25 protein-coding genes and 1 pseudogene are annotated in these 21,209 nt (G+C 62.0%); 10 read left to right on the forward strand and 16 right to left on the reverse strand.

Annotated features, from left to right (window positions below):
* Nucleotides 1-165: 165 nt before the first annotated feature.
* Both AC3WTO_RS17195 and ypfJ read right to left on the reverse strand, forming a co-directional pair.
* Nucleotides 166-1,083, reverse strand: coding sequence for an aldo/keto reductase (locus AC3WTO_RS17195; protein WP_492461957.1), 918 nt, complete (start codon nucleotides 1,081-1,083; stop codon nucleotides 166-168).
* A 13-nt stretch (nucleotides 1,084-1,096) separates the two neighbouring features.
* Nucleotides 1,097-2,026: a KPN_02809 family neutral zinc metallopeptidase gene (ypfJ, locus tag AC3WTO_RS17200; RefSeq protein ID WP_492461958.1), complete on the reverse strand. Its 930-nt coding sequence runs from the start codon at nucleotides 2,024-2,026 to the stop codon at nucleotides 1,097-1,099.
* A gap of 225 nt (nucleotides 2,027-2,251) precedes the next feature.
* Here ypfJ and AC3WTO_RS17205 point away from each other — a divergent pair, with 225 nt between their 5' ends.
* A complete protein-coding gene (locus AC3WTO_RS17205) occupies nucleotides 2,252-3,142 on the forward strand; it encodes a polysaccharide deacetylase family protein (RefSeq protein WP_492461959.1) in 891 nt (296 codons plus the stop codon).
* Nucleotides 3,143-3,173: 31 nt separating this feature from the next.
* Here AC3WTO_RS17205 and AC3WTO_RS17210 read toward each other — a convergent pair whose 3' ends face one another.
* The 3 genes from AC3WTO_RS17210 to mntR form a co-directional block, all read right to left on the reverse strand.
* Nucleotides 3,174-4,391 carry an MFS transporter gene (locus AC3WTO_RS17210; RefSeq protein ID WP_492461960.1) on the reverse strand — a complete coding sequence of 406 codons (1,218 nt, stop codon included), beginning with the start codon at nucleotides 4,389-4,391 and terminating at the stop codon, nucleotides 3,174-3,176.
* A 94-nt stretch (nucleotides 4,392-4,485) separates the two neighbouring features.
* Nucleotides 4,486-5,754, reverse strand: coding sequence for a low temperature requirement protein A (locus AC3WTO_RS17215; protein ID WP_492461961.1), 1,269 nt, complete (start codon nucleotides 5,752-5,754; stop codon nucleotides 4,486-4,488).
* Between the two features lie 82 nt (nucleotides 5,755-5,836).
* A complete protein-coding gene (mntR, locus tag AC3WTO_RS17220; protein WP_379067905.1) occupies nucleotides 5,837-6,292 on the reverse strand; it encodes a manganese-binding transcriptional regulator MntR in 456 nt (151 codons plus the stop codon).
* Nucleotides 6,293-6,557: 265 nt separating this feature from the next.
* Here mntR and AC3WTO_RS17225 point away from each other — a divergent pair, with 265 nt between their 5' ends.
* The gene (locus AC3WTO_RS17225; RefSeq protein ID WP_492461962.1) at nucleotides 6,558-7,925 is read left to right on the forward strand and encodes an Nramp family divalent metal transporter; all 1,368 of its coding nucleotides are present in this window, start codon (nucleotides 6,558-6,560) and stop codon (nucleotides 7,923-7,925) included.
* Here AC3WTO_RS17225 and AC3WTO_RS17230 read toward each other — a convergent pair.
* On the reverse strand, nucleotides 7,898-8,113 hold the full coding sequence (locus AC3WTO_RS17230) for a hypothetical protein (RefSeq protein ID WP_492461963.1): 216 nt from the start codon (nucleotides 8,111-8,113) through the stop codon (nucleotides 7,898-7,900). The genes AC3WTO_RS17225 and AC3WTO_RS17230 overlap by 28 nt on opposite strands.
* On the opposite strand from AC3WTO_RS17230, the gene AC3WTO_RS17235 reads away from it, so the two are divergent.
* Entirely contained in the window at nucleotides 8,112-8,978 is an 867-nt protein-coding gene (locus AC3WTO_RS17235; protein ID WP_492461964.1) for a protein-L-isoaspartate O-methyltransferase family protein, read from the forward strand. The two genes, AC3WTO_RS17230 and AC3WTO_RS17235, sit on opposite strands and share 2 nt — an antisense overlap.
* 2 nt (nucleotides 8,979-8,980) lie before the next feature.
* Here the strand turns inward: AC3WTO_RS17235 and AC3WTO_RS17240 are convergent, their stop codons facing one another.
* Entirely contained in the window at nucleotides 8,981-10,156 is a 1,176-nt protein-coding gene (locus AC3WTO_RS17240) for an MFS transporter (RefSeq protein ID WP_492461965.1), read from the reverse strand.
* Nucleotides 10,157-10,387: 231 nt separating this feature from the next.
* Between AC3WTO_RS17240 and AC3WTO_RS17245 the strand changes: the two genes are divergently transcribed.
* Nucleotides 10,388-10,741, forward strand: coding sequence for an ArsR/SmtB family transcription factor (locus tag AC3WTO_RS17245; protein ID WP_492461966.1), 354 nt, complete (start codon nucleotides 10,388-10,390; stop codon nucleotides 10,739-10,741).
* Nucleotides 10,742-10,767: 26 nt separating this feature from the next.
* On the opposite strand, the gene AC3WTO_RS17250 is transcribed toward AC3WTO_RS17245, so the two are convergent.
* A complete protein-coding gene (locus AC3WTO_RS17250; RefSeq protein WP_492461967.1) occupies nucleotides 10,768-11,814 on the reverse strand; it encodes an ABC transporter substrate-binding protein in 1,047 nt (348 codons plus the stop codon).
* Between the two features lie 159 nt (nucleotides 11,815-11,973).
* Here AC3WTO_RS17250 and AC3WTO_RS17255 point away from each other — a divergent pair.
* A pseudogene (locus AC3WTO_RS17255) lies at nucleotides 11,974-12,438 on the forward strand (2'-5' RNA ligase family protein); the annotation flags it as partial.
* 114 nt (nucleotides 12,439-12,552) lie between these two features.
* On the opposite strand, the gene AC3WTO_RS17260 reads toward AC3WTO_RS17255, so the two are convergent.
* The 3 genes from AC3WTO_RS17260 to AC3WTO_RS17270 all read right to left on the reverse strand — a co-directional run bounded on the left by AC3WTO_RS17260 (nucleotide 12,553) and on the right by AC3WTO_RS17270 (nucleotide 14,379).
* The gene (locus tag AC3WTO_RS17260; RefSeq protein WP_492461968.1) at nucleotides 12,553-12,750 is read right to left on the reverse strand and encodes a hypothetical protein; all 198 of its coding nucleotides are present in this window, start codon (nucleotides 12,748-12,750) and stop codon (nucleotides 12,553-12,555) included.
* A 63-nt stretch (nucleotides 12,751-12,813) separates the two neighbouring features.
* Nucleotides 12,814-13,269 (reverse strand): DUF5662 family protein, encoded by a 456-nt coding sequence (locus AC3WTO_RS17265; protein WP_492461970.1) that lies wholly within the window; start codon nucleotides 13,267-13,269, stop codon nucleotides 12,814-12,816.
* A 3-nt stretch (nucleotides 13,270-13,272) separates the two neighbouring features.
* The gene (locus AC3WTO_RS17270) at nucleotides 13,273-14,379 is read right to left on the reverse strand and encodes an OmpA family protein (RefSeq protein ID WP_492461971.1); all 1,107 of its coding nucleotides are present in this window, start codon (nucleotides 14,377-14,379) and stop codon (nucleotides 13,273-13,275) included.
* Between the two features lie 171 nt (nucleotides 14,380-14,550).
* Here AC3WTO_RS17270 and AC3WTO_RS17275 point away from each other — a divergent pair, with 171 nt between their 5' ends.
* Nucleotides 14,551-15,417: a protein-L-isoaspartate O-methyltransferase family protein gene (locus AC3WTO_RS17275; protein ID WP_492461972.1), complete on the forward strand. Its 867-nt coding sequence runs from the start codon at nucleotides 14,551-14,553 to the stop codon at nucleotides 15,415-15,417.
* A 33-nt stretch (nucleotides 15,418-15,450) separates the two neighbouring features.
* Here the strand turns inward: AC3WTO_RS17275 and AC3WTO_RS17280 are convergent, their stop codons facing one another.
* On the reverse strand, nucleotides 15,451-15,816 hold the full coding sequence (locus tag AC3WTO_RS17280; protein WP_492461973.1) for a hypothetical protein: 366 nt from the start codon (nucleotides 15,814-15,816) through the stop codon (nucleotides 15,451-15,453).
* Nucleotides 15,817-16,045: 229 nt separating this feature from the next.
* Here AC3WTO_RS17280 and AC3WTO_RS17285 point away from each other — a divergent pair, with 229 nt between their 5' ends.
* The 4 genes from AC3WTO_RS17285 to AC3WTO_RS17300 all read left to right on the forward strand — a co-directional run bounded on the left by AC3WTO_RS17285 (nucleotide 16,046) and on the right by AC3WTO_RS17300 (nucleotide 19,106).
* Entirely contained in the window at nucleotides 16,046-17,119 is a 1,074-nt protein-coding gene (locus tag AC3WTO_RS17285; protein WP_492461974.1) for an ABC transporter substrate-binding protein, read from the forward strand.
* Nucleotides 17,120-17,325: 206 nt separating this feature from the next.
* Nucleotides 17,326-17,976, forward strand: coding sequence for a hypothetical protein (locus AC3WTO_RS17290; protein WP_492558423.1), 651 nt, complete (start codon nucleotides 17,326-17,328; stop codon nucleotides 17,974-17,976).
* Between the two features lie 20 nt (nucleotides 17,977-17,996).
* Nucleotides 17,997-18,632, forward strand: a complete 636-nt coding sequence (locus AC3WTO_RS17295) for a hypothetical protein (protein WP_492461976.1) — start codon at nucleotides 17,997-17,999, stop codon at nucleotides 18,630-18,632.
* A 177-nt stretch (nucleotides 18,633-18,809) separates the two neighbouring features.
* Complete coding sequence (locus AC3WTO_RS17300; protein ID WP_492461977.1) at nucleotides 18,810-19,106, forward strand: hypothetical protein; 297 nt, start codon at nucleotides 18,810-18,812, stop codon at nucleotides 19,104-19,106.
* A gap of 217 nt (nucleotides 19,107-19,323) precedes the next feature.
* Here the strand turns inward: AC3WTO_RS17300 and AC3WTO_RS17305 are convergent, their stop codons facing one another.
* From AC3WTO_RS17305 to AC3WTO_RS17320, 4 genes are all read right to left on the reverse strand, one after another.
* Nucleotides 19,324-19,575 (reverse strand): hypothetical protein, encoded by a 252-nt coding sequence (locus AC3WTO_RS17305; protein WP_492461978.1) that lies wholly within the window; start codon nucleotides 19,573-19,575, stop codon nucleotides 19,324-19,326.
* 36 nt (nucleotides 19,576-19,611) lie between these two features.
* A complete protein-coding gene (locus AC3WTO_RS17310) occupies nucleotides 19,612-19,884 on the reverse strand; it encodes a DUF982 domain-containing protein (RefSeq protein WP_492461979.1) in 273 nt (90 codons plus the stop codon).
* A gap of 121 nt (nucleotides 19,885-20,005) precedes the next feature.
* Nucleotides 20,006-20,446: a hypothetical protein gene (locus AC3WTO_RS17315; RefSeq protein WP_492461980.1), complete on the reverse strand. Its 441-nt coding sequence runs from the start codon at nucleotides 20,444-20,446 to the stop codon at nucleotides 20,006-20,008.
* Nucleotides 20,447-20,559: 113 nt separating this feature from the next.
* Entirely contained in the window at nucleotides 20,560-21,150 is a 591-nt protein-coding gene (locus tag AC3WTO_RS17320; RefSeq protein ID WP_492461981.1) for a TetR/AcrR family transcriptional regulator, read from the reverse strand.
* Nucleotides 21,151-21,209: the final 59 nt, after the last annotated feature.

Genomic DNA, 21,209 nt, shown 5'->3' on the forward strand with positions numbered 1-21,209 from the left:
CATCCGCCGGTCTGCAGCGGGACGGCCCTTATAGGGGAAGCTTGCGATAAGAACAATGAAAGAACGGCTTCTCGGCCTGTCTCCTGACAGTAGCCGTCACCAGACATGGCATTTGCGAATGTAATTCGGCGAACATGGATCGATAGGACCGCAGACTGTTGCCCGTTAAGGCACAGGTCTGCCTTCGCTGGCTTCGAGGATCGCGAACCAATGCTGGCGGTCGAGTTCGATGTCGAGCGCCTTGGACATTTGGGCAAGCCGTTCCGGTTTCATCGTGCCGAGCACTGGGATCAGCCTGGCGGGGTGACGCAACAGCCAGGCAATCGAGATTGCCGAAATGTCGCCGGTGCCATGCGCCTCCGCCGCCTTCGCCAGCGCCCGCCGTACCCGATCCTCGCGATCGCTGTCACCGGTGAACAACGACCCGCCCCCGAGAGGCGACCAGATCATCGGGGCGTAACGCAGACGCTGCGCGTGATCGAGCCGGCCATCATAGAGCGCGGAAGTCTCCAGAACGGAATGCTCGATCTGGTTGGTGACGATCGGGAACGGCAGCCGCGAGGCGAGCAGATCGATCTGCGAAGGCGTGAAATTGGAAACGCCGATCGCACGCACCTTGCCGGCGCCCACCACGTTTTCCAGGCCGCGAGCCGTGTCGTCGGCATCCATCAGCGGGTCCGGTCGGTGCAGCAGCAGGAGATCGAGATAGTCGGTGCCGAGGTTTGCCAGCGAGCGCTCCACCGAGGCCTCGATATGGGCCGCACCGGTGTTGTAATGCGTAACCCAATTGCGCGGACGGTTTTGCGAGACCAGCATGATATCGCATTTGGTGACAATCTGGATGTCCTGTCGCCGGCCCTTCCAGGCTGCCAGGCCAGCGCCGAATGCCGCCTCGACGCCGTGGTCGCCATAGATATCGGCATGGTCGAAGCTCGTCAGACCAAGATCGACCGCCGTACCGATAAGACGCGCTACACTCTGTGCGTCGGGACGCTCTGCCGTGTCGAGCAGCCGCCACGCCCCAAAGACCAGGCGTGACAGTGAAAGCTGCGCGTCGAGCCTGATACGCTTGTCGACCGCCATCGCAAGGCGGCCGTCAGATCGGGTTGTTGAAAGTGTCGCAGGACGACAGCTTGCCCGAGTCGAAACCGGCCTTGAACCAGCGCTGGCGCTGCGCCGAAGTGCCATGATTGAAGCTTTCCGGCACGACGTAGCCCTGCATCTTCTTCTGCAGCGTGTCATCACCGATCTGCTTGGCAGCATTCAGCGCTTCTTCCAGGTCACCCTGCTCCAGAATGCCCTTTTGCGCAGTGAAGCGTCCCCACACGCCGGCGAAACAGTCGGCCTGCAGTTCGACCCGCATCGACATCTGGTTGGCGTCGGCCTCGCTCATGCGCTGCCGCATCTGGTTGAACTTGGGCAGCACGCCAGTGAGATTTTGCACATGGTGGCCGACCTCGTGCGCGATCACATATGCCTCGGCGAAATCGCCGGAAGCGCCGAACTGCCGTGAAAGCTGGTCGAAGAAGGCGGTGTCCAGATAGACCTTGTGGTCGCCCGGGCAATAGAACGGGCCTGATGCCGAGCTGGCAAAACCGCAGGCCGAGCGGATCTGGCCGGTGAACAGGACCAGCTTCGGCTGTTCATAGGTCAGGCCGTTGGCCTGGAAGATACCGGTCCAGACATCCTCTGTTTCGGCCAGGATGGTCGCGACGAACTGCTTCATCTCGTCATTGGCCTGCGCGCTCTGGCCTGGCTGGTCGGACTGGGTGATCTGGCTGTTGTCACCCGGCATCAACCCGCCGCCACCGCCCAGGACCTGCATAGGATCGATGCCGAGGAACTTCAGCCCGAAATAGAGCACCACCAGGATGATGATGGTCGACAGCCCGCCGCCACCGGCGCGTCCACCGATCGGGATACGAAACTGGCCGGGGCCGCCGCCGAGACCGCCGGGCAGACCACCGCCACCGTCACTGCGGTTATCCTCGATGTTGTCACTCTGCCGGCGACCCTTCCAGAGCATGGCAACTCCTCGCATGAACTCGTTTCGACCGTCAGGCCGAACCCCATTAGTGTTATCGCAACGGTTGCGGCAAGTCACAGTATTTTTCGTTCTGCGAGCGGACGCCCTGGACCATCAAAACGCGCTCCGTGACCGCTCAAACACCTCCCCTAACGACCCTTTGTAAACCATTCAGTAACCATAATCGCAATAAAACACACGCATTCTCAAAGGGATAGCTTGGCTGTGGTTTGGTCTGGGTGCCGTCTGGCGCGTATCTTCACTTTTGGCTTCATCGCTGTAACCAGCGCTGCCTGTGGCACCGCCAGGCACAACATGGCGGGCAATGAAACCAAGCTTGCCTTTGCCGCCGAACCAGCACATGCAGCAGGCAAGGAAGCCGGCAGTGCTCCATCCCTGTCCTTCGGCGACCTTGCCGGTCGCACGGTGACGGTGAACAACGTCTCTGACCTCAGGCTGCGCAAGCACGAAGTGGCCCTGGCCTTCGACGATGGTCCCGTACCCGGTCGCACGCCGGCTGTGCTCGACGCACTCGACAAGGCAGGCGTGAAGGCGACTTTCCTGATGGTCGGCCAGATGGCGCGCTCCTACCCGGGACTGGTGCGCGAGGTGGCCATGCGCGGTCACACCATCGGCACCCATTCGCAGAGCCATGCCAATCTCACCCAGATCAGCACGGCAAATGCCGAAACGCAGATCAACAGCGGCATGAAGAATGTCTCGGATGCGCTGGTGCCGACGCGCTATCGCGCTGCTCCCTTCTTCCGCTTCCCCTATCTGGCCTCGACACCGGCGCTGCGCCGGCAACTGGCAGCCCGCGGCATCACCGTCATCGACGCCGACATCGATTCCAAGGACTACTTCCAGTCGAGTCCCGAACAGGTGCGCCAGCGCACCCTCGCCCGCGTCGAGGCACGCGGCTCCGGCATCATCCTGATGCATGACATCCATGCCCGCACCGGCAAGATGCTGCCGGCCCTGCTGGCCGATCTCAAAGAGCGTGGCTACAAGGTGGTTCGTCTGGTGCCGAACAGCCGGGCCGAAAACCTTCTGGTGTCGTCGCTTAGCCATCGCGCGAACGCCGGCTACCCTGTGCCGGAGACCATGAGGAACTAGCGCAATTCGCAGCGGTTCTACATGCGGAACATCAAACGCCCTGGTGTCGTTCAGCTGCCACAGCAGCCGATGGCCGACGGCTCCTGAGCAGGATCAGGCTTGCCAGTGCTATCGTCGAGCATATCGCCGTCAAGGCAAGCACCGCATTGCCGCCGAAGCGGCTGAGAAGCGCCGCCAGGATCGGCGGAGATGACGCCGAAAGCAGATTGAGTGGCAATGCGATGCGCGATGCCGCTCGTGCGTAGGCACCTTTGTCGTAGAAGACCAGGGGGATGGTCGCTCGCGCCACCGCGAGCGCGCCGCTGGCCAAGCCATAGAGAACCACGAAAGCGACGAGCCCCGCGTACCCATCACCGCCGGCGATCAGCAAAACCATCGCCAATGGCAGTGCGGCCCCGGCAACGATGGCGGTGGTGATGCCGTCCCAGCGTCCGCCGCCCATGAAATCCAGCCCACGCGCCAGAACCTGGATGACACCCAGCATCGACCCGAGGCCGACAGCTTGCGCCAATGTCAGCCCGCGCGCCTTGAACAGTTCGATCAGGATCGCCGACAGGCCGTAGGTGACAAAGGCATTCAGCGCGATCGCGGACGCAATGAGATAGAAGGTGGCCCCTCCGACGGCCGAATGGCCAACGCCCGGCACCGCCGGCTCCAGCGCGTCAGCGCCGGACGATCGGGCAGGCAGACCAACGCCGTAAAGCGGCAGGCAGACGAAAACCATGACACCGGCAAAAGCCAGGCAACTCGAACGCCAGCCTAGATGTTCGACCAGGAATGCCGTCAGCGGCCAGAAGATGCTGCTGGACAAGCCGGTCATCAGCATCAGGGCGCTGATCGCGCTTTTGGCTTGCCGTCCCAGCACTTCATTGAGGTAGATGTAGGCTGCGGTCGACAGCGTCGCCGCGCCCGCGACACCAAGGACCGCCCAGGCGGCAAAATAGGCGACCGGGCCTTGCGAAAAGCCGAGGACAACGAAACCGGGCGCAGCAAGCATCGACCCGGAAATCATTATCCTGCGCGCACCGAAGCGCGTGAAAACCGGACCGAGAATCGGTCCGCAAAGTCCCATCAGCACGTAGAGAACCGAGGTTCCCGCGAAGATGACGGGCAGACTCAGTTGCAGTCCGGCGGCCATCGCCGAACCGGCGACGGCCGGCAATCCAACGGTGCCCCAGCCGGCGATCTGAGCAATGGCCAGCACGGCAAGCAGCCGAAAATTGCGTCTTGAAGGGTGACGGAAACGCATGCGCGATCTGGACGGTTAGGTCCCTCGCTTACCCGTCTTCGATTTCAGATCGATGACGGGTACGAAATCCGCCGGCTCCGCGGTTCTTCCGAGCTCAATGAGACGCCCGGTTTTCGTCGCCGGCCAGCGCATCCGCCTGATGACGATGCCCGAGCACTTCATAGCCCACGACCGTGACGACCGGCGCCAGCATGACGATGATCAGGCAAGTGGCCATGCCGATGCCTGAAGCTGCTGCTGCGATGGCCACGGCCATCACGCCGACGCTGGCAAGCAGCAGCCAGAAATGGAGTGAATCGAAGCGGCGCACGAGATAGTAGTAGAGCGCGTAGACCGAGATTATGAAGATCGACACGGGAACCGCCGTGGCAAGCACCGTCGCCAGGGGACCGATCTGGGATTTGCCGTCGATAAAGGCTGCCGCCACGTCCAGTCCTGCACCGGTAGCGACAATGGCGGCGATGATCGCCACATGGGCATAACCCCACACGAAACAGCGTTCGCGGTGGACATGAAGCACCTGTGCGGAAGGCAGCAGGTAATAGATCCACCACAGCCCAAATGTGAGGCCCATGCCTGCCACACAGATCAGTGCCGCATCCAGACTCCAGCCCTGTTTCTCGACGACGGCGGACAGCGTCGCCACCGTACCCACCACGCCCTCGCCCAACGCGATGATGGCGAAAAGACTGTAGCGTTCCGCGATATGATGGGCATGCCAAGGCGTGCCACCATCCTTGCGTTCGGCCAGAATGGGTCCCGATAGCTCGACAAGTCCCAGTACGGCGGCCAATACGATGCTGATGCCGACAGGAAAATCCGCGATGATCTGGATGATCCAGCCCACTTGCGCGATCGAGATCGCAATGGCGTAGGTCAGGCAGGCTCGGCGCCGGGCCGGATCCTGGTTCGCGGCGCGCAGCCATTGCGTGAGCATGGCGAGGCGCATGATCACGTAACCCAACACCATGACCGAATTGTCGAGATGTTGTCCGTGCTCGATCGAGGCGAACATGCGTGGCAGGCCGATTGCCAGCACCAGCACGCCGATCATCTGCACCATGGTGACAATGCGGAAGATCCAGTCGTCGGTATCGTAGGCCGAGGCGAACCAGGAGAAATTGATCCAGGCCCAGCAGATCGCGAAGGTCGCGAAGCCGAAGCCGATCAGCGCAACGGCGTAGTGCCCCGCCGCCAATGCGTGCGCAAACTGCGCCGCCGCCTGCCCAAAGGCCAAAACGAAGGTGAGATCAAACAAGAGCTCCAGCGGTGTAGCGACGCGATGCTGTTCGTGCGGGTCACGCCCTGTCATCTTCCGACGATGATGATGAAGTGTTTCAGCGCTGGACTGCGTATGGCTCATTCATGTCCCCTCGGTATCGGACGCTTGCGGCGACCTTCACGAGCAGGACATCAGCAATTGCTGCGTCAAGTCAATGCGACCGCTACAGCCCTTTGGCCATGGCGCGCTGTATTGCTTCTAGCGTTTCGGCGCTGACATGGTGCTCGATGCCTTCCGCATCGATGCGTGCGGTTTCGGCACTGACACCGAGCGCACGCAGGAACGCTTCCACGGTCTGGTGGCGGATCCGGCTTTCGTCGGCCACCTTGCGCCCCGCTTCCGTCAGGAACACGCCGCGATACGGCTTGCGCGACACCAGCCCGTCGGCGCACAGCCGGGTCAGCATCTTGGCGACCGTCGGCTGCGCCACGCCGAGCCGTGCGGCGATATCGACCTGGCGCGCTTCATTGCCGTCTTCGATCAGGTCGGCGATCAATTCGACATAGTCCTCCACCAGCGCGCTGCGGCGCGCTTCGCGGGTGTGCCGGAACCCTTCCGAATGCACTTCGGCATCCGGCAGCGGCTCGTCGCGCGGGACGGATCTCGGTCTCGACGCCAATCGCTTCTCCTTGATGTCGGCAGCCGGCTGATCCGGCCTTTGGCATTTATAGCACAGGCTCTGATTTTTCAGTGCCTGTTATGTTTTCAGCCGGCAATTCGGCCTTCTTGGCGCTTTTCGCATTCGGTTGAAGCAGCCTTCGTCGCCTTTAAGCGAGAATCGGCGGCTGATCAAAAAGCCAAGACAATGAAATATAGCATATTGCATAATGTTGAGCAGCGGCATAAGTTCTGCATGCAACTTCCAGACTCCAGCAGGACTTCGCATGCAAGACGCGGGCGCCACCGAAACGATGCCTTCCGAAAGGGCTTTCTTCCGGCCCATGGGCGACGGGCGGCCGAGCCTGCCGGAGGTCAATTCCACCATCGCCGTGCCGACGACCGGAACATGGTTGCGGCGCCTGTTCGCCTTCATGGGCCCCGGCTACATGGTGTCGGTCGGCTATATGGACCCCGGCAACTGGGCCACCGACCTCGCTGGCGGCGCCCAGTTCGGCTACACGCTGCTCTTCGTCATCATGCTGTCCAACCTGATGGCGATCCTTCTGCAGGCCCTTGCCGCGCGGCTCGGTATCGCCACCGGCCGCGACCTCGCCCAGGCCTGCCGGGCCTACTATCCCAAGCCCGTCGCCTATGCGCTTTGGGTGGCCTGCGAACTCGCCATCATCGCCTGTGACCTCGCCGAAGTGATCGGCACCGCCATCGCGCTCAATCTTCTGTTCGGCATCCCGCTCATCGGCGGCGCGCTCATCACAGCGCTCGACGCCTTCCTGGTGCTTCTGTTGATGAACAAGGGCTTCCGTTATCTCGAAGCCTTCGTCGTCGCCTTGCTCGTCATCATCTTTGGCTGCTTTGCCATCCAGATCTTCGCGGCAGCACCCGAACCCGGCTCAATCCTGCATGGCCTGTTCGTGCCCTCGCCCGAGATCGTCACCAATCCGGCCATGCTTTACATCGCCATGGGCATCATTGGCGCGACCGTGATGCCGCACAACCTCTATCTGCACTCCTCCATCGTTCAGACCCGCGCCTATCCGCGCACCGAACCCGGCAAGCGCGATGCCATCAAATGGGCGACGCTGGATTCCACCATCGCCCTGATGCTGGCGCTGTTCGTCAACGCCGCCATTCTCATCGTCTCGGCGGTCGCCTTCCATGGCAGCGGCAGCCAGAATGTCGCCGAGATCGGCCAGGCCTACGAACTGCTGTCGCCGCTGCTTGGCCTCGGCATCGCCTCGACGCTGTTCGCCATTGCGCTGCTCGCTTCGGGTCTCAACTCGACGGTGACAGCGACACTGGCCGGCCAGATCGTGATGGAAGGTTTCCTGCATCTGCGCATTCCGCAATGGGCACGCCGGCTGCTTACCCGCGGTCTCGCCATCATCCCGGTGGTGGTCGTCACTGCGCTCTACGGCGAAAAGGGCACCGCGGAACTCCTGGTGCTCAGCCAGGTGATACTGTCGATGCAGCTTCCCTTCGCCGTTATCCCGTTGGTTCACTTTGTGTCTGACCGCAACAAGATGGGCTCGTTCGCCATCTCCCGGTGGGTCGCGGTTCTTGCGTGGATCGTCGCGGCGCTGATCCTGTCGCTCAACTTCAAGCTGCTCTACGACACTTTTACCGGCCTCGCCTGAGGCGGCCGCAATACGGCGATCTCGAAAATAGGATAAGCTTGCGGCGGCATGGCATAGAGCAATTCCAGCAAATGCGCAGCGATTTTGCGTCCGGAATTGCGTAAAACAAAAGCCAGAGCGTTTCCGCGTTTCCGTGAAAAACGGAAACGCTCTAATGCCAGCGCCGCTGCAAGGTTTTCAAGAGACATGACCTCTGTTGCCGAAGCCCGCCATTTCTATGCCCGCCTGCTTGCCGCGCATGCCGGCGCGCAGGATCCGCGCCTTGAGGAGGCCTTTGCCGAAATCCCGCGCGAAGACTTTCTGGGCCCCGGCCCCTGGACGGTGATCGTCACGCCCTGGACTTCCGGCCGTCATGCCATCGAAACACCCAGCGCCGACCCGGTCCACCTTTACCAGAACCATCTCGTGGCGCTGGACCGCGACAAGGGCATCAACAATGGCGAACCCTTGCTGCATGCCATGTGGATGACAAAGGCAGCGCCGAAGCCCGGCGAGCAAGTCACCCATATCGGCGCCGGCACCGGCTACTACAGCGCCATCCTATCCCGGCTTGTGGCTCCCGGCGGCAAGGTAACGGCCTATGAATATGAGGAGCATCTCGCAGCCCGCGCGATCGAAAACCTCGCCGGCTTCGACACTGTGAGCGTGGTTCACGATGATGCCGTGCATGCCGAATTGCCGCCGTCGGATCTCATCTATGTCAATGCCGGGGTCGTTGCCCCACCCGCATCCTGGCTACAGGCACTGAAACTGGGAGGCCGGCTGGTTTTCCCGTGGCGGCCGGCAGAAACGATCGGTCTTGCCGTCATGGTAACGCGGTTTGAGAAAGGCTTTGCCTGCCAGCCCTTCATGCGCTCCTGGTTCATTCCCTGCGTCGGCGCTTCGCAGGCCGGACCAGATAGCTCGCCCATCAAGATACCGACTTCCGACGGGGCCAAGCGCAGCCGTTCTGTCTTCATCACAGAAGAAAAGGCTCCCGACGCAACCGCCACCGCCATTTTCGGCGATGTCTGGTTCTCGTCCCGGAGCCTTGATGGAAAGAGGCCGGCCTGAGCTTATTCGGCCGGCATCGTTGATGGCCGTGAAACGCGCAGGCTGAGAAACAGCAAAGCAAGCCCAGCGAGCGGGAACAGGGCAGCGGCAATGCCGAGATCGACCGTGCCGCCATATTGCAACACCACGCCGCCGACCACCGCTCCCAGCGCCACGCCGAGATAGAGCGCGGAGGCGTTGAGCGAAAGCACGATCGGCGCGGCTTCCGGAGCCAGCTTCACGATGCGGCTGGCCTGGGCCGGCGGGAAAGCCCAGCCGATCAGGCCCCAGGCCGCGATCAACACGAACAGCGCAGGCCCGGCGAGCGGACGCGGCAGAACCGGCACCGCAGAGATCAGCGCCAGAACGATCGTGACCAGCCCGAACGACCATGCAACGGTGCGCGTGGCGCCAAAACGATCCGCCATCTGGCCGCCCGTGATGTTGCCGAGGACGGCGCCGACGCCGAAGGCAAGCAGCAGGCCCGGCACGGCGATTTCGGTTAGCCCCGCCCCTTCGACCGCCAGCGGCGCGATGTAGGCGAAGACCGTGAACGCCCCCGTCAGGATCAACAGGGTCTGGGCGAGGATCGGCAACACGCCGGGGCGCAGCGCTGCCTTCAGCCGCTCGCTGAGCGGCAACCGGATCCCGACCAGGCCACGCGGCAAGCGCCATGCCAGAACGAGCGCTGCCAGCGTGCCGAGCGCCGCGACCGCAAAGAAGGTACCGCGCCAGCCGGCGAAGGTGCCCAGCAGCGCACCCAATGGTGCTCCCACTGCCACCGCGACGGTGGTGCCACCGACGACCACGGAAATGGCGCGGGCACGGTGATGCGCATCGACCAGCGCCACCGCCGTTGCCTGCGCGGTCGCGGCAAACAGTCCGGACGCCAGAGCCATGACGATGCGCGCCGCGAGCAGCACGGCGAAGGACGAAGAGAGCCCGGCCACGACGTTGCCCAGCACGAAGAAGACCAGCGTCGACAAGATGATACGGCGGCGATCCCAGTCACCTGTCAGCGTCGCCAGCACCGGCGCGCCAACGGCATAGGCCAGCGCGAAAGCGGTAATCAGCACGCCCGCCACCGGCACCGAGATGCCGGCATCCGCTGCAATCTCCGGCAGCAGGGCGGAAATGACGAAGCCCTCGGTCGAAATGGTGAACGAGCCGAGCGCGAGCCAGTAGAGGCGCTTGTCCATGGGATATCCTTGGTTCAAAGATTATTGAACAATTGAACCTGACCCGACGATTTGTCAATCACTCGCGCCAGGCTTTGTTCAAAAAACATTGAATATTTGAACAAGGCTTGGCGGTTTTTCAATTCCATGGCACAAGGCTCCTGCCAGCATCATGTCAGCGGATGATCCAGGCGTGCGGTTTGCCGGCGCATTGAATCAGCCCGAAAACGCCCCTACCTTGAGCGCATGTCGATGACCCTGCCCCACCCGACCGCCGATCAGATCAGCCTGCCGCTGGTGCTTTCCGTGCTGGGGGATCCGACAAGGCTGGCCATCGTCGCGCACCTCGCGCGCTGCCAGGATGGCAAGGGGCGGATGAACTGCAGCCGCTTCCTGGCATTGGGTTCGAAGACCAATCTCAGCTACCACCTGGCCAAGCTGCGCGAAGCCGGCGTCACCCGTACCGAAGCGGTCGGCACGCAGCGCTTTCTCACGCTGCGGCGCGAGGAACTCGACCAGCGCTTCCCAGGCCTGCTCGACAGCATCATCGCCGGGGCCGAAAGCGCTGGGATCCCCAAACTTGAGGACACGCTCGAAGTGGCGTAGCCGCGGGCGCCCGGCAGAACGCCGAGCTAAGCCTTGAACAGTTCGTTGTAGATGCCGACCCATTTTGCCAGCGGCTCGCCGGCATCCGCAGGCGTCATCATCCTGTACTTGAAGCCCGCCGTAACCGGGCTGGTTCCGGGCTCCTTCGGCGGGACGCGCGGGTCGGCGGGCGGATAACCCGCCTCGCGCACCAGCGCCTGCCCTTCCGGCGAGCAGAGATATTCGATGAACAGCCTGGCGGCGTTCGGATGCGGCGCATTCTTGGCAAGGAAGATCGCGCCGAGATGGCCGACAAACGGCTCGGTCCGCGCAGCTTTCACCGGCGCTCCCTTGGCGCGGCTGATGTAGGTCTGATGATTGTAGATCATCAGACCGATCGGATATTGGCCGGCGATGACGTTATCCAGAACCACACGCTGGTTGCCGGCGACGTTGACGATCCTCTGCTTCGACAGGCGCTTCAGATAGTCCATGCCTTTTTCGTCGCCCATGACGTCCAGCACATTGGCGATGAAGCCGGCAGGTCCCGACAATGCGGGCGTATCTGCCCAGGCCATTTTGCCCTCCCACTTCGGATCGAGCAGGTCCTCATACTTCTTGGGTGCTTCGTCTTCGCTGACCAGGTCCGTGTTGTAGCCCGTGGTCAGATAGATCGAATAAATGGCAGTGTAGTAGCCGTCCTTGTCTTTCATATCCGGCGAAAACGAAGCGGCATTTGAGGGCTGGAACTGACCGACAAGCCCGGAGGCCCGCAGCGGCGGAAACACCGCGCCAGAGGAATCGAACAGGTCGGCCAGGTTCAGGCCGGCATTGGCCTCGCTGCGCATGCGCAGCACGGTCTCCGCTTCGGTGACCGAGGTAAATCGCACATCGATGCCGTAGCGCTGCTTGAAACCAGCCGCCACCGGCCGCACCAGCTGATTGACCACGATGCCGGTGTACCAGGTGATGCTGCCTTCTTCGCGGGCCCGAGCGATCAGAGCCTCGTCTGGCTCCGCGAAGGCCACCCCGCCCAGCGCACCAACCGTCAGCGCCGAAGTCGCCGTAACCAGCAATTCGCGTCTCGTGAGCATCGCAATCCCCCCTCTTGTATTGGCGTGGTGCCTGCGGGAATTGTCGGTCCGGCGAATTTGTCTCGTCAAAGGAGTTTAGCTGGCGATGGCGGTGAGATTTACTCATCCCGCCCGGCTTGATTTCGGCACATTCAACCATGGCGGAGATTTGCCATGCCGATGGCCATCAGCCTGGCAATCGACAATGCGACGGCGGCACCGATCCATCGCCTCTGGGACGGCTTCGGCGCATACGAGCATGCGCCGTCGCAACGCGGGCTGGGCTATCATCCGCACCTGACCCTGGCGATCTACCAGGGCAACGACGTTTCCGAACAGCAGGCGATCGCGGCAACCCGCGCCGCCATCGGCGCGCAAGTCGTCCGCTGCAGCTTCGATCATATCGCGACATTCGAGGGCGATCCGTTGGTCTTCTGGCTCGCCCCCGCACCAAACACGGACCTGTTGCGCCTGCACGCCCTGATCCATGCGGCGATCGATCCCGCGCTCTGCCATCCTTACTACCGGCCGGACGCATGGACGCCGCATGTGACACTGGCATCCGACATCAGGCCTGATGCCGAGCAGCAGGCCAGGTCATTCGCGGAACGTTTCACCGGCACCATCCACGCGACGTTCGATCGCCTCGACTGCATCGCGTTTCAGCCGGTGCGCATCGCGGAAAGCCTGCGACTTGCGGATCATCAGGACGAGAGGTGATCTCTTCCAGCTCGGGAAATGGATTGACCACAAGGCAGTCTATTTGGCGACAGCCAGCACGATGGCGATGACGACAAGAAGTGGGCCCATCCACTTGAAATGTCCGATCAGGTGTTCCCACCATCCCGACTGACTGCGACTGGCCTGGAGAGGGAACGCGAGCAGCCCAAACCCTATTCCGGACATCCAGATCCCGGCGCAGAACATGATGAACTGGTCGATGTAGTCGGCGACCATGTTTGAACTCCTGCTCCGGCCCATTTCCCGATGCGGGGTGGCTCGAGGTCAGCTTACCCCAGGCTACCTGCCCTGAAAGCGGCTGGCGGTATTTCGAAGAATGGATGCAAGCTGCGGTTCGACGCCATATCTGGCGATAGCCGGCTCGACGTCGAAAATGGTAGCGCCGCCCCTCTCGCTCGCGGCCTTCCAGTCGAAAAACATCTCGACGAGATCGATCAGATCCATGCCAGCCACACCATCCGTATAGTGCTCGGGATGATGCGAATTGTTGGCGTGATGGTGCGCGAGCATCGGTGCAATCAGGTTGAGACGGCGCTCATACTCCTCGGAACCGAATTCCGCAGGCCCCTCCCGCTCGATCATCTCTTCCCAGGCTTCTATCAGATCCATTTCGATCGGATCGAACTTGCTAGCGTCATGCTTGTCGCCGCGCCGGATCATTTCGATGGCGAACCCACCCAAAAGCTCACGCACCCGCGCGATATGCCGGTGCGTGGAAATCTGCCCGCTGCTCATCGGTCAGTTCGCCTTGACCAGAACAACACGACGGTTCTTGGCACGGCCTTCGTCATTGTCGTTGGAAGCGATCGGCGCCATCATGCCGGCACCGGCGGCTGTAAGCCGCTTTTCGTCAATTTCGTATTTCGCCGCCAACGCCGCCTTGACCGCTTGCGCGCGACGCGACGACAGGTCGACGTTGTGATCGAAGCTGCCCTGGTTGTCGGTGTGGCCAACCACGAGCACGGCCATTTTCGGATCGTTCTTCAGCAGCTTGGCGATCTCCGCCAAAGTCGGGTCGGACTCCGGCTTGATGTCTGCCTTGTCGGTGTCGAAATAGATGCCGTAGAGCGAAATCGATCCCGTCGCCGACAGCGACTCGTTCATCTTCGCAGCCTCGACGAGGACCATCTTCTTGTCACGCGCCTTGGGCTCCAGCACCTGGACCACAGCTGCCGTGCGGCCGTTCAGTTCCTTGCAGTAGAGGTCATCAAGCATGGTGTAGGTCTGCACCGCGACATAGGCGTCACCGCCATCTTCCGGCACCTTGGCCGTGAAATAGCGCTGGTCGCTGATCGTCGACGCGAGCGCGCATTTGCCATTGCTGAAGTCGGCGTCCTTCAGGTCGCTGTCGTAGAAAAAGAACATCGTCAGGCTCATATCGTTGCCGCCGCCGCCGGAAGCGCGATCGGCAGCGCCGCCGCATTCTTCCTTCTTGCATTCGAACAGCACCTCGCCGCCCTTCTGGGCGATCACATCCTGATAATTGCGCAGCACTTCGAGCGGCGAGCGGTCCGGCGGCAGGACATACGCGATGCGCGTGAGCGCGCCTTCGACCTCGACCTTTTTTTCGGGTGCGAATTTCCGGTTGTTGTTCTTGTCGCGGGCATCCGGGTCTTCACTTGGCTTCAGCGCCGAGAGCGGCAAGGTGAAATCGGTGTAGGCGAGCTTCTCGTAGGAAACGATGAAGGAGCCGTCATATCGTTTGACCAGCGCGTTGTCGGCAGCGCCGTCAATATCGGCCGTCGGATTGGTGGCATCGGCAAGGCCTGGAGTGACAATGACGATGAGAGCTGAGAATGCGGCAATGGATATGGCGGCAATGCGAGCGAAGATCCGGGTGTTCATGCTTCCCCCAAAACGATGAAAACGGTCCATGGTCAGGAAATCACACCTGGCAGCGACCGACAAGCAACGCGGTTTGATGAGACTTCGCCGCAATGGAAGCCGTCGGTCTACAAATGACCTCATCCCGGCCTTACGAACAGGAGAAGCCCTTCATTGGAGTGAGTTCCGCAGATGACACCCGACGAATTGAAGATCGTGCGACGAGCTTATGCGAAGCAGATCACGGCGGCTGTCAGGGTTGTCGACGAGCGTGTTGAAAGGGCCTTTGCAGAGGTTCCCAGGGAGGATTTCCTTGGGCCTGGACCCTGGCCGATCTTCCGGATGCGGAAAGCCTATGTTCCGACACCGTCCGCCGACCCGGTCTACCTCTATACGGATGACATTGTCGGTATCATGCCGGAGCACCACGTCAACAATGGGCAGCCTTCGCTTCATGCCTTCCTGCTTTCGCAGGCCGCCACGCGCGCAGGCGAGCACGTCGTGCATGTTGGTGCCGGTGCCGGCTATTATTCTGCGATCATGGCGAACCTCGTTGCCGCATCCGGCAGGGTGACGGCGATCGAGATCGAGCCGCAGCTTGCTGTGCTTGCGAGAGCAAATCTCGCTGCCTATCCAAACGTTTCCGTCATGCAGGCAGATGGCAGTTCCGCTGCTTTCGATACGGCCGATGTGATCTATGTGAATGCTGGCGCAACCCGACCGGCGGATATCTGGCTGGACCAGCTCAAGGATGGCGGAAGGCTGATCCTGCCGCTTACGACAGATCTTGGATTTACCAGCAGCAATTGGAGCAACATGCACCTTCGCGGTGCGGTGTTTCTCGTCACGCGCAGGGACCAGGAATTTTATGCGCGATGGATTTCGCCAGTGGCCATCTTCCCCTGTGAAGGAATGCGTGACGAGGAATCGGAAAGGGCGCTGGTTAGGGCATTCGAGAGCGGGGAGCACAAGAGGGTGACGCGTCTTTACCGTAGTGATGAGCTGCCGGCCGAGCGATGTTGGGTTCGCGCTCCCGGTTGGTGTCTGGCTTACACCTAGGCCATCATCCGGTACGGTCGCGGATGTTACACCCTAGTACTGGGCGATGTTCTTGAGCATCGGCACCACGAAGATCGACACCGCGGCCAGCCCGAAGACCCACAAGGCGATCGGCCCGAAGAACGCCACCGGCATCAGGATGGCCCAGGGGGCGTGGGGCATGATTTTCTTGCGCAGCGCATAGGCGGACAAGATCAGGCTGTAGGCCCCGCCGATCGTGGTTGTGAGGGCAACGAAGGAGACGATTGCCGCCAGCAATCGCGCCAGCACCCCATATTCCAATATCTCCGGGCTCCACGCGAACACCGTCACGGCCGTGCACAATGCCGTCCAGGTAAATACGGTCAGCCCCGTTCTCAGGAAATCCAGATAGTCCTTGGCGACTTCGTCCTTGGTCATGGGTCCGCTCACTGCTTCCGACGATTCCACCAGATGCCGAAACAGCTCACGGCTGGCAAGGAAAAGCGCGAACCACAGTCCAGGACCGTGTGCCCGTCACGCAGAGATCCGAATGCCGGGGAACATCGATCTGGAGCCTACTGTATCGGCCGGCACACCCATACAGATTGTTGAACTTGTACTGCACCGTCCCTGTTCCGACCCACGGCAATTCCGTTAGAGACAGCCCATGAACACGACTGATGGGTCCACTATCCAGATCGGCGTCCTCGCTCCGCTAAGCCCGCCGGGCTGGATCCAGGCAGGCCGGCATCTGCTCGCCGGACTGGAACTGGCTACCGACGAAGTCAACGAAGCCGGCGGCATTGCCGGAAGGCCGCTGCAACTGGTGGTGCGTGACACCGCGGCCGATCCCCGGAAAGCCGCTGCGGCGGCGGATGAACTGGCGAGCCTTGGCGTGGTTGCCCTGGCGGGAGAATACCACAGCGTCGTTGCCCGAGCGGCCGCTGCCAGGGCCGACGCCCTTCGCCTGCCGTTCCTCTGCTCGTCGGCAGTTCTGGACACGCTGACCGAGCAGCCGACGCAGTGGGTTGCGCGACTGGCCTCACCGCAGTCGCGCGGCTGGCAAATCTATGCGGACTTCCTGCTCGCCACCGGCCACAGCCGGATCGCATTGGCGCTCGATCAAAGCGTCTACTGGGCTTCAGGTGCCCGCATTCTGCGCGACAGCCTTGACCGGCATGGCGGAACGGTCATCGAACTCGACGCGCGCGCCCTCTCCCCTCTTGCGCTCTGCGACGAACTCGCCAGCCATCGCGCGACTGCCCTGCTGCTGCTGGTCGGCTATCCGGAGCCGGCGGTGTCCCTTGTCAGGATTGTGCGCGAGCGCCTGCCGCAGGTCATGATCGGTGCGCCCGCCGGGCAGCCGGAACTTGCCGACCTGGCGACGCTGCCCGGTGGTACGGGGATTCCGTTCCTGCGCTACCTGCCCGAGCGCCTGAGCCCGCTCGGCGTACGCGTTGAAAGGCACCTGCGCAGGCGTTTGCCGGAAACACCTTCCTTCGTCGCCTTCGAGGGCTATGACACCATCGCCGTCCTCGCCGAGATGCTGCGTTCTCACGGTACGGATCGCGATCGGATAGCCGAAGCCTGGCCACATGTTGCGGTCGAAGGCTCACGCGGCCTGATCCGGTTTTCCCGCACGCCGGGCATCAGCGTCTGGCAGTGGACCTGGCCACCGATCCAGGTGGCGGACCGGGACCCGGCGGACCCTGACCATTTCCGGATCCTCAAGGCAGACTGAGTCCTGCTGCCTCATGCAACGTTACAGGCTGCATCACGAAGTGCTCAGCCGCCCACGATCCCGCCCTCCCTTCGCCCGAAACCGGACATAGGTGACGTTTCCATGACTGTTTTGCGACAGGGAGAGGAACCGTGGCGACAAGTCTCCATGACCGGCATTCGGCAAACGTCGATGTTCCCCCCGGGATGGATCAATCCGGACTGTTGATGTCGGCGTTTCTGATCGTCGGCGTCGTGACGGCAATTGCGGCCCTCGTCGCCGTCGAAGTGCCGGATCTTCGTCCCTTGCTGCTGCAGGAAGACGGCATCGTCGAGATGGCCACCGCGGTCTTCTTCGCGCTGGCCGCGTTCGGCGCCGCAGCTTGCCTGGCCATGTGGGGACTGCGACTGCCCTTGCTGCTGGCCGGGCTGATCGGCTTCGCCGAACTGATGGACGAAACCAGCTTCGGCTCGCGGCTGTTCGGCTTTGAACCGCCACCGCTTTATGGCGGCGGGCAGTTGGACGGCTTTCACGACCTGCTGATCGTCGCCTTTCGCCTTGCACGCGACCTGAGTCCGATCCTTGCGTGGCTCCTGCTGGGATTTTTGCTTGCAGCCTCGATCGCGCTGGCGGGTTTTGTTGCCATGCAACTGCTCAAGGCATTCCGGAGCGAACCGAGACACCTCTCGGCCCACACGCTGTTCTTTGCGCATGTCGCCTTCATCGGGCTGGCGCAGGTTATCGACATCTCCGCATCGTCCTCGCATGCACTTTCAGCGATGGAAGAGGTGTTCGAACTTGACGCGGCGATCCTGCTTGCCTTCTACGTGGTGCAGCAGGCCCGTGAGGCATCGATTGCCAATCGTGGACGCCTGTAATCCGAAACGCGGGAAACACGATGCTTTCGAATGCTGTTCGTTTGTGCACGCTGACTGCCGGCATCGGTCTGGCATTGTCGGGCGCGTTGTCGACCAGCCCGGCCGGCGCGGCCGAAACCGTCGAGACCATCGTCCTGATCCGCCATGGCGAAAAGCCGCCGCAGGGCCTGGGCCAGCTCAATTGCCAGGGCCTCAACCGATCCTTGCGGCTGCCTGGCGTGATCAAGGCGCGTTTCGGGGTTCCCGCCGCCATTTTTGCGCCCAACCCGGCAGAGCAAAAAACCGACAAGGGCACCGCCTATGACTATGTCAGGCCGCTGGCCACGGTCGAACCGATGGCGATCGCGTTCGGGCTGCCCGTCAACGCCGGCATCGGCGTCGAGCACATTTCCAAGCTCAAGGACAAGCTCGAGGACAAGTCCTACGCCAACGCGCTCGTCGTCGTCGCCTGGGAGCATAAGCAGCTGGTCAAGCTGGCGCGCAAGATCCTGAAGGATAACGACGGTGATCCCGATGCCGTGCCGAAATGGCAGGGCGACGATTTCGACGGCATCTATGTCGTGCGGCTCACCCGCAAGGACGGCTCCACCACCGCCTCGTTCCAGACCGCCCAGCAGGGCCTGAACGGCCTGCCCGAGACCTGCCCGGACCGCTAGGCCGGTACGATCGCCTTACCCCTCCGCCGATCCGCCATCGCCTCGACCGTGAAGCGGTTCACATCCCGCCTGTCGGGCTTGCTGTAGAGAAAGCATGCCCTGGCGGGCGTGGGCCGTGTTCCCTGCATGAGCACAGTGGTCCGGGGTCGGGATGAGAGAGGATTGCGGAGGCGGACCATGGAACCGATGTTCTTGATTGCGGGAACCGCGATCCTTCTCATCCCGTTTGCCGGCACGCTGGCGATGCGGAACTGGCTGACCAGCCTGCTTGCCGTCGCCGTCCTGGCCTTCGTGATCTCGTGTTTCTGGATTTGGCAGGAATACCGCTATAGCAGTGATGGCGCCGCGCAAGGCCTTGCAAGAATCGTCACCGGCATCTGGCTTGCCGGGCTCGCCGCGGGTTTTTCACTCAACATCGGCCTGCTGTGGTTGCGCCACCGCAAGCGCGGCGCCCCGCTGGCCCGTATCCGCTGAAGTATCGCGATAACACCTCATGATTATCGTCTGGAGGGAACCTGTTACCAGGTAACCACCATGACCGTCGCAAGGCTCATGCCGACCACCAGGCAGCTGGTGTAGAGTGTCCAGTAGAGTTTGACAGGCATTGTCATGTTCCCCTTGTGAGAAGGGTGAACGACAAATGCCGGTTGCCGTTCCAAAAATTGCCGCCACCGCCTTTCGAAGGTTCCGGTCAGGCATCGGACAACACGTCCTCGACCTCCGGTGTCACCGGGGCATTGACCGGCTTGTAGGTGTTTGAGGTGATATCGCTGGAGGAGCGGATGAGAATGCCGTCATCCCGCAGCCGTTCGAACGTCGCCCGCGACAGCCGCATCGCCTTGCCGTTGCCGTCCACGGCTTTCACCGTGTTCGTCCACGGGAAATGGGTGACCTTGTGCACGCGCTTGAGAAAGCGCAGCTCCTTGTCCGTCAGCTCGATCATTGGCGTATCTCCATCGCACCGCGGCGATCGATACCGTCAGCGCTGCCCGCGCGAACGCAACGCGCTGCCGGCCGTATCATCCACCAGGATGCGATTGTTGTGCGCAAAGCGCTGGAAGGCCTGTCGGGCTTCCTTTCCGGTGCGCTGGCCGTTGAGTGCCTTGCGGCAGACTGCGATGGCACCGGTATGATCGAGGTCCGGGATGCCTTGCCAATGGGTCAGGACGTCGTAGGCGTCCCGTGCGTTTTGCACATCGCGCGGATCATCGATGCGGATGGGCACGGGACGGTCGAATTTAGGGTTCACCATTATAGAAGTTCCTCAAGTGGTATTTCATTCCACTATGAGAAACGGGCGAGAACTGGTTTGCCGTCGTCACAAATGAAGAACCGGCATCAGAGTTCGTGAGGAAGCGAACCCGAAAACATTTCTACGCCTGCAAGGCACGATCCAGCTCGTAGACCGTATATCCCTTCTCCTTGCCCTTTTCGCGGAAGCCGAGGATCCGGAACCATTTCGCGATCTCGGGGCGATCGGACCAACTGAACGAATCGATCGGCAGATTGCCGCAGAGCGCCTGGATACGCCGGATGTGCGCCTTGCAAAACCGGACGCTGCCTCGCGAGAAAAAGCTTTCATGGGCCGCAAAGGCCGTTTGCGCGGTATCGCCGGTTTCCCGCCACGCAATGATGGCAACAGGGTTTCCGCTATCCAGCAAAGTGTGGGCCCTGCCCTCCTTGAGGCTCATCAGGAATTCATCCTTGGCGTCTTCGATGTTGAGCCCGGCCGCAGTGTACTGGTCGGCCATGCGCAGGGAGAGATTGCGAAAGATCTCGGCAAGATCGGCAGGGGTCGCTGTTCGATAATCCATTGCTCACTCCTTCTGGGAGCGGCGACGCTAGCCGCCAGGGTGTCGCCGGGCAACTCACAATTGCCCGTTGCCGCGATGGTTGGCTGATCTCGCAGACGTTCAGCCAGACCGGGTCAGGCCGACTTTTTTTCGTAGGGCTTGAGCGTCACCGAAAAAATGCGCGTCAGCGCCGCCACGGCTTCCTCGCGTGTCAGGCGCCCGGTCGCGGCTTCCTGCGCCAGCGATTCCGCGGCTCCGAGCAGCCCTTTGTAGAGCGCGCCGGCCATTGCCGGATCAAGCTCGATCAGCCCGCTGAAGGCGCGGCGATAGCGTTCGACATAACCATCGCGCAAAGCCTGGCGGAAGGCAGCGGTCTCTTCCGTCGCGGCAAGAGCGGCGAAAGTGGCTCCCATCTCGGGGCCCATGTCGAGCACGCAGCCGACATAGGTCGAGGCGAAGATCTGCGCCACCGCGTCCACGGAAGCGCCGCCGGCGTCCAGCACCCTGCCCTGCGCCTCTAGCTGCCGGTCGTTGTATTCGTCGCACAGCGCGATCAGCAACCCGGCACGCGTCCCGAAGTGCTCGTAGGCAATCGGCTTGGAAACACCGGCGCGCTCAGCCAGATGGCCAAGCGTCAGCGCCTCGGTGCCTTCCTTGCCAATGACGTTACGCGCCGTCTCCAGCAATTGCTGCCGGCGGTCGGCTTTGGCCAGCCTCTTCGTCACACCCTGGTTCATATCCTGCACCGAATTTCTTTTCGCCAGCCGCTTGAACGGCACAGCGC

This window comes from Mesorhizobium sp. EU05-FHT14A09 (assembly GCF_058790995.1).

Coding starts and splice junctions, on each gene's coding strand:
- AC3WTO_RS17215 (WP_492461961.1), bottom strand. CDS start 5,754: ATGAGCCATACGCAGTCCAGCGCTGAAACACTTCATCATCATCGTCGG.
- AC3WTO_RS17250 (WP_492461967.1), bottom strand. CDS start 11,814: ATGCTCACGAGACGCGAATTGCTGGTTACGGCGACTTCGGCGCTGACG.
- AC3WTO_RS17245 (WP_492461966.1), top strand. CDS start 10,388: ATGACCCTGCCCCACCCGACCGCCGATCAGATCAGCCTGCCGCTGGTG.
- AC3WTO_RS17265 (WP_492461970.1), bottom strand. CDS start 13,269: ATGAGCAGCGGGCAGATTTCCACGCACCGGCATATCGCGCGGGTGCGT.
- AC3WTO_RS17305 (WP_492461978.1), bottom strand. CDS start 19,575: ATGATCGAGCTGACGGACAAGGAGCTGCGCTTTCTCAAGCGCGTGCAC.
- AC3WTO_RS17280 (WP_492461973.1), bottom strand. CDS start 15,816: ATGACCAAGGACGAAGTCGCCAAGGACTATCTGGATTTCCTGAGAACG.
- AC3WTO_RS17295 (WP_492461976.1), top strand. CDS start 17,997: ATGCTTTCGAATGCTGTTCGTTTGTGCACGCTGACTGCCGGCATCGGT.
- ypfJ (WP_492461958.1), bottom strand. CDS start 2,026: ATGCTCTGGAAGGGTCGCCGGCAGAGTGACAACATCGAGGATAACCGC.
- AC3WTO_RS17225 (WP_492461962.1), top strand. CDS start 6,558: ATGCAAGACGCGGGCGCCACCGAAACGATGCCTTCCGAAAGGGCTTTC.
- AC3WTO_RS17285 (WP_492461974.1), top strand. CDS start 16,046: ATGAACACGACTGATGGGTCCACTATCCAGATCGGCGTCCTCGCTCCG.
- AC3WTO_RS17230 (WP_492461963.1), bottom strand. CDS start 8,113: ATGTCTCTTGAAAACCTTGCAGCGGCGCTGGCATTAGAGCGTTTCCGT.
- AC3WTO_RS17240 (WP_492461965.1), bottom strand. CDS start 10,156: ATGGACAAGCGCCTCTACTGGCTCGCGCTCGGCTCGTTCACCATTTCG.
- AC3WTO_RS17195 (WP_492461957.1), bottom strand. CDS start 1,083: ATGGCGGTCGACAAGCGTATCAGGCTCGACGCGCAGCTTTCACTGTCA.
- AC3WTO_RS17210 (WP_492461960.1), bottom strand. CDS start 4,391: ATGCGTTTCCGTCACCCTTCAAGACGCAATTTTCGGCTGCTTGCCGTG.
- AC3WTO_RS17315 (WP_492461980.1), bottom strand. CDS start 20,446: ATGGATTATCGAACAGCGACCCCTGCCGATCTTGCCGAGATCTTTCGC.
- AC3WTO_RS17270 (WP_492461971.1), bottom strand. CDS start 14,379: ATGAACACCCGGATCTTCGCTCGCATTGCCGCCATATCCATTGCCGCA.
- AC3WTO_RS17300 (WP_492461977.1), top strand. CDS start 18,810: ATGGAACCGATGTTCTTGATTGCGGGAACCGCGATCCTTCTCATCCCG.
- AC3WTO_RS17310 (WP_492461979.1), bottom strand. CDS start 19,884: ATGGTGAACCCTAAATTCGACCGTCCCGTGCCCATCCGCATCGATGAT.
- AC3WTO_RS17235 (WP_492461964.1), top strand. CDS start 8,112: ATGACCTCTGTTGCCGAAGCCCGCCATTTCTATGCCCGCCTGCTTGCC.
- AC3WTO_RS17290 (WP_492558423.1), top strand. CDS start 17,326: ATGTCGGCGTTTCTGATCGTCGGCGTCGTGACGGCAATTGCGGCCCTC.
- AC3WTO_RS17260 (WP_492461968.1), bottom strand. CDS start 12,750: ATGGTCGCCGACTACATCGACCAGTTCATCATGTTCTGCGCCGGGATC.
- AC3WTO_RS17275 (WP_492461972.1), top strand. CDS start 14,551: ATGACACCCGACGAATTGAAGATCGTGCGACGAGCTTATGCGAAGCAG.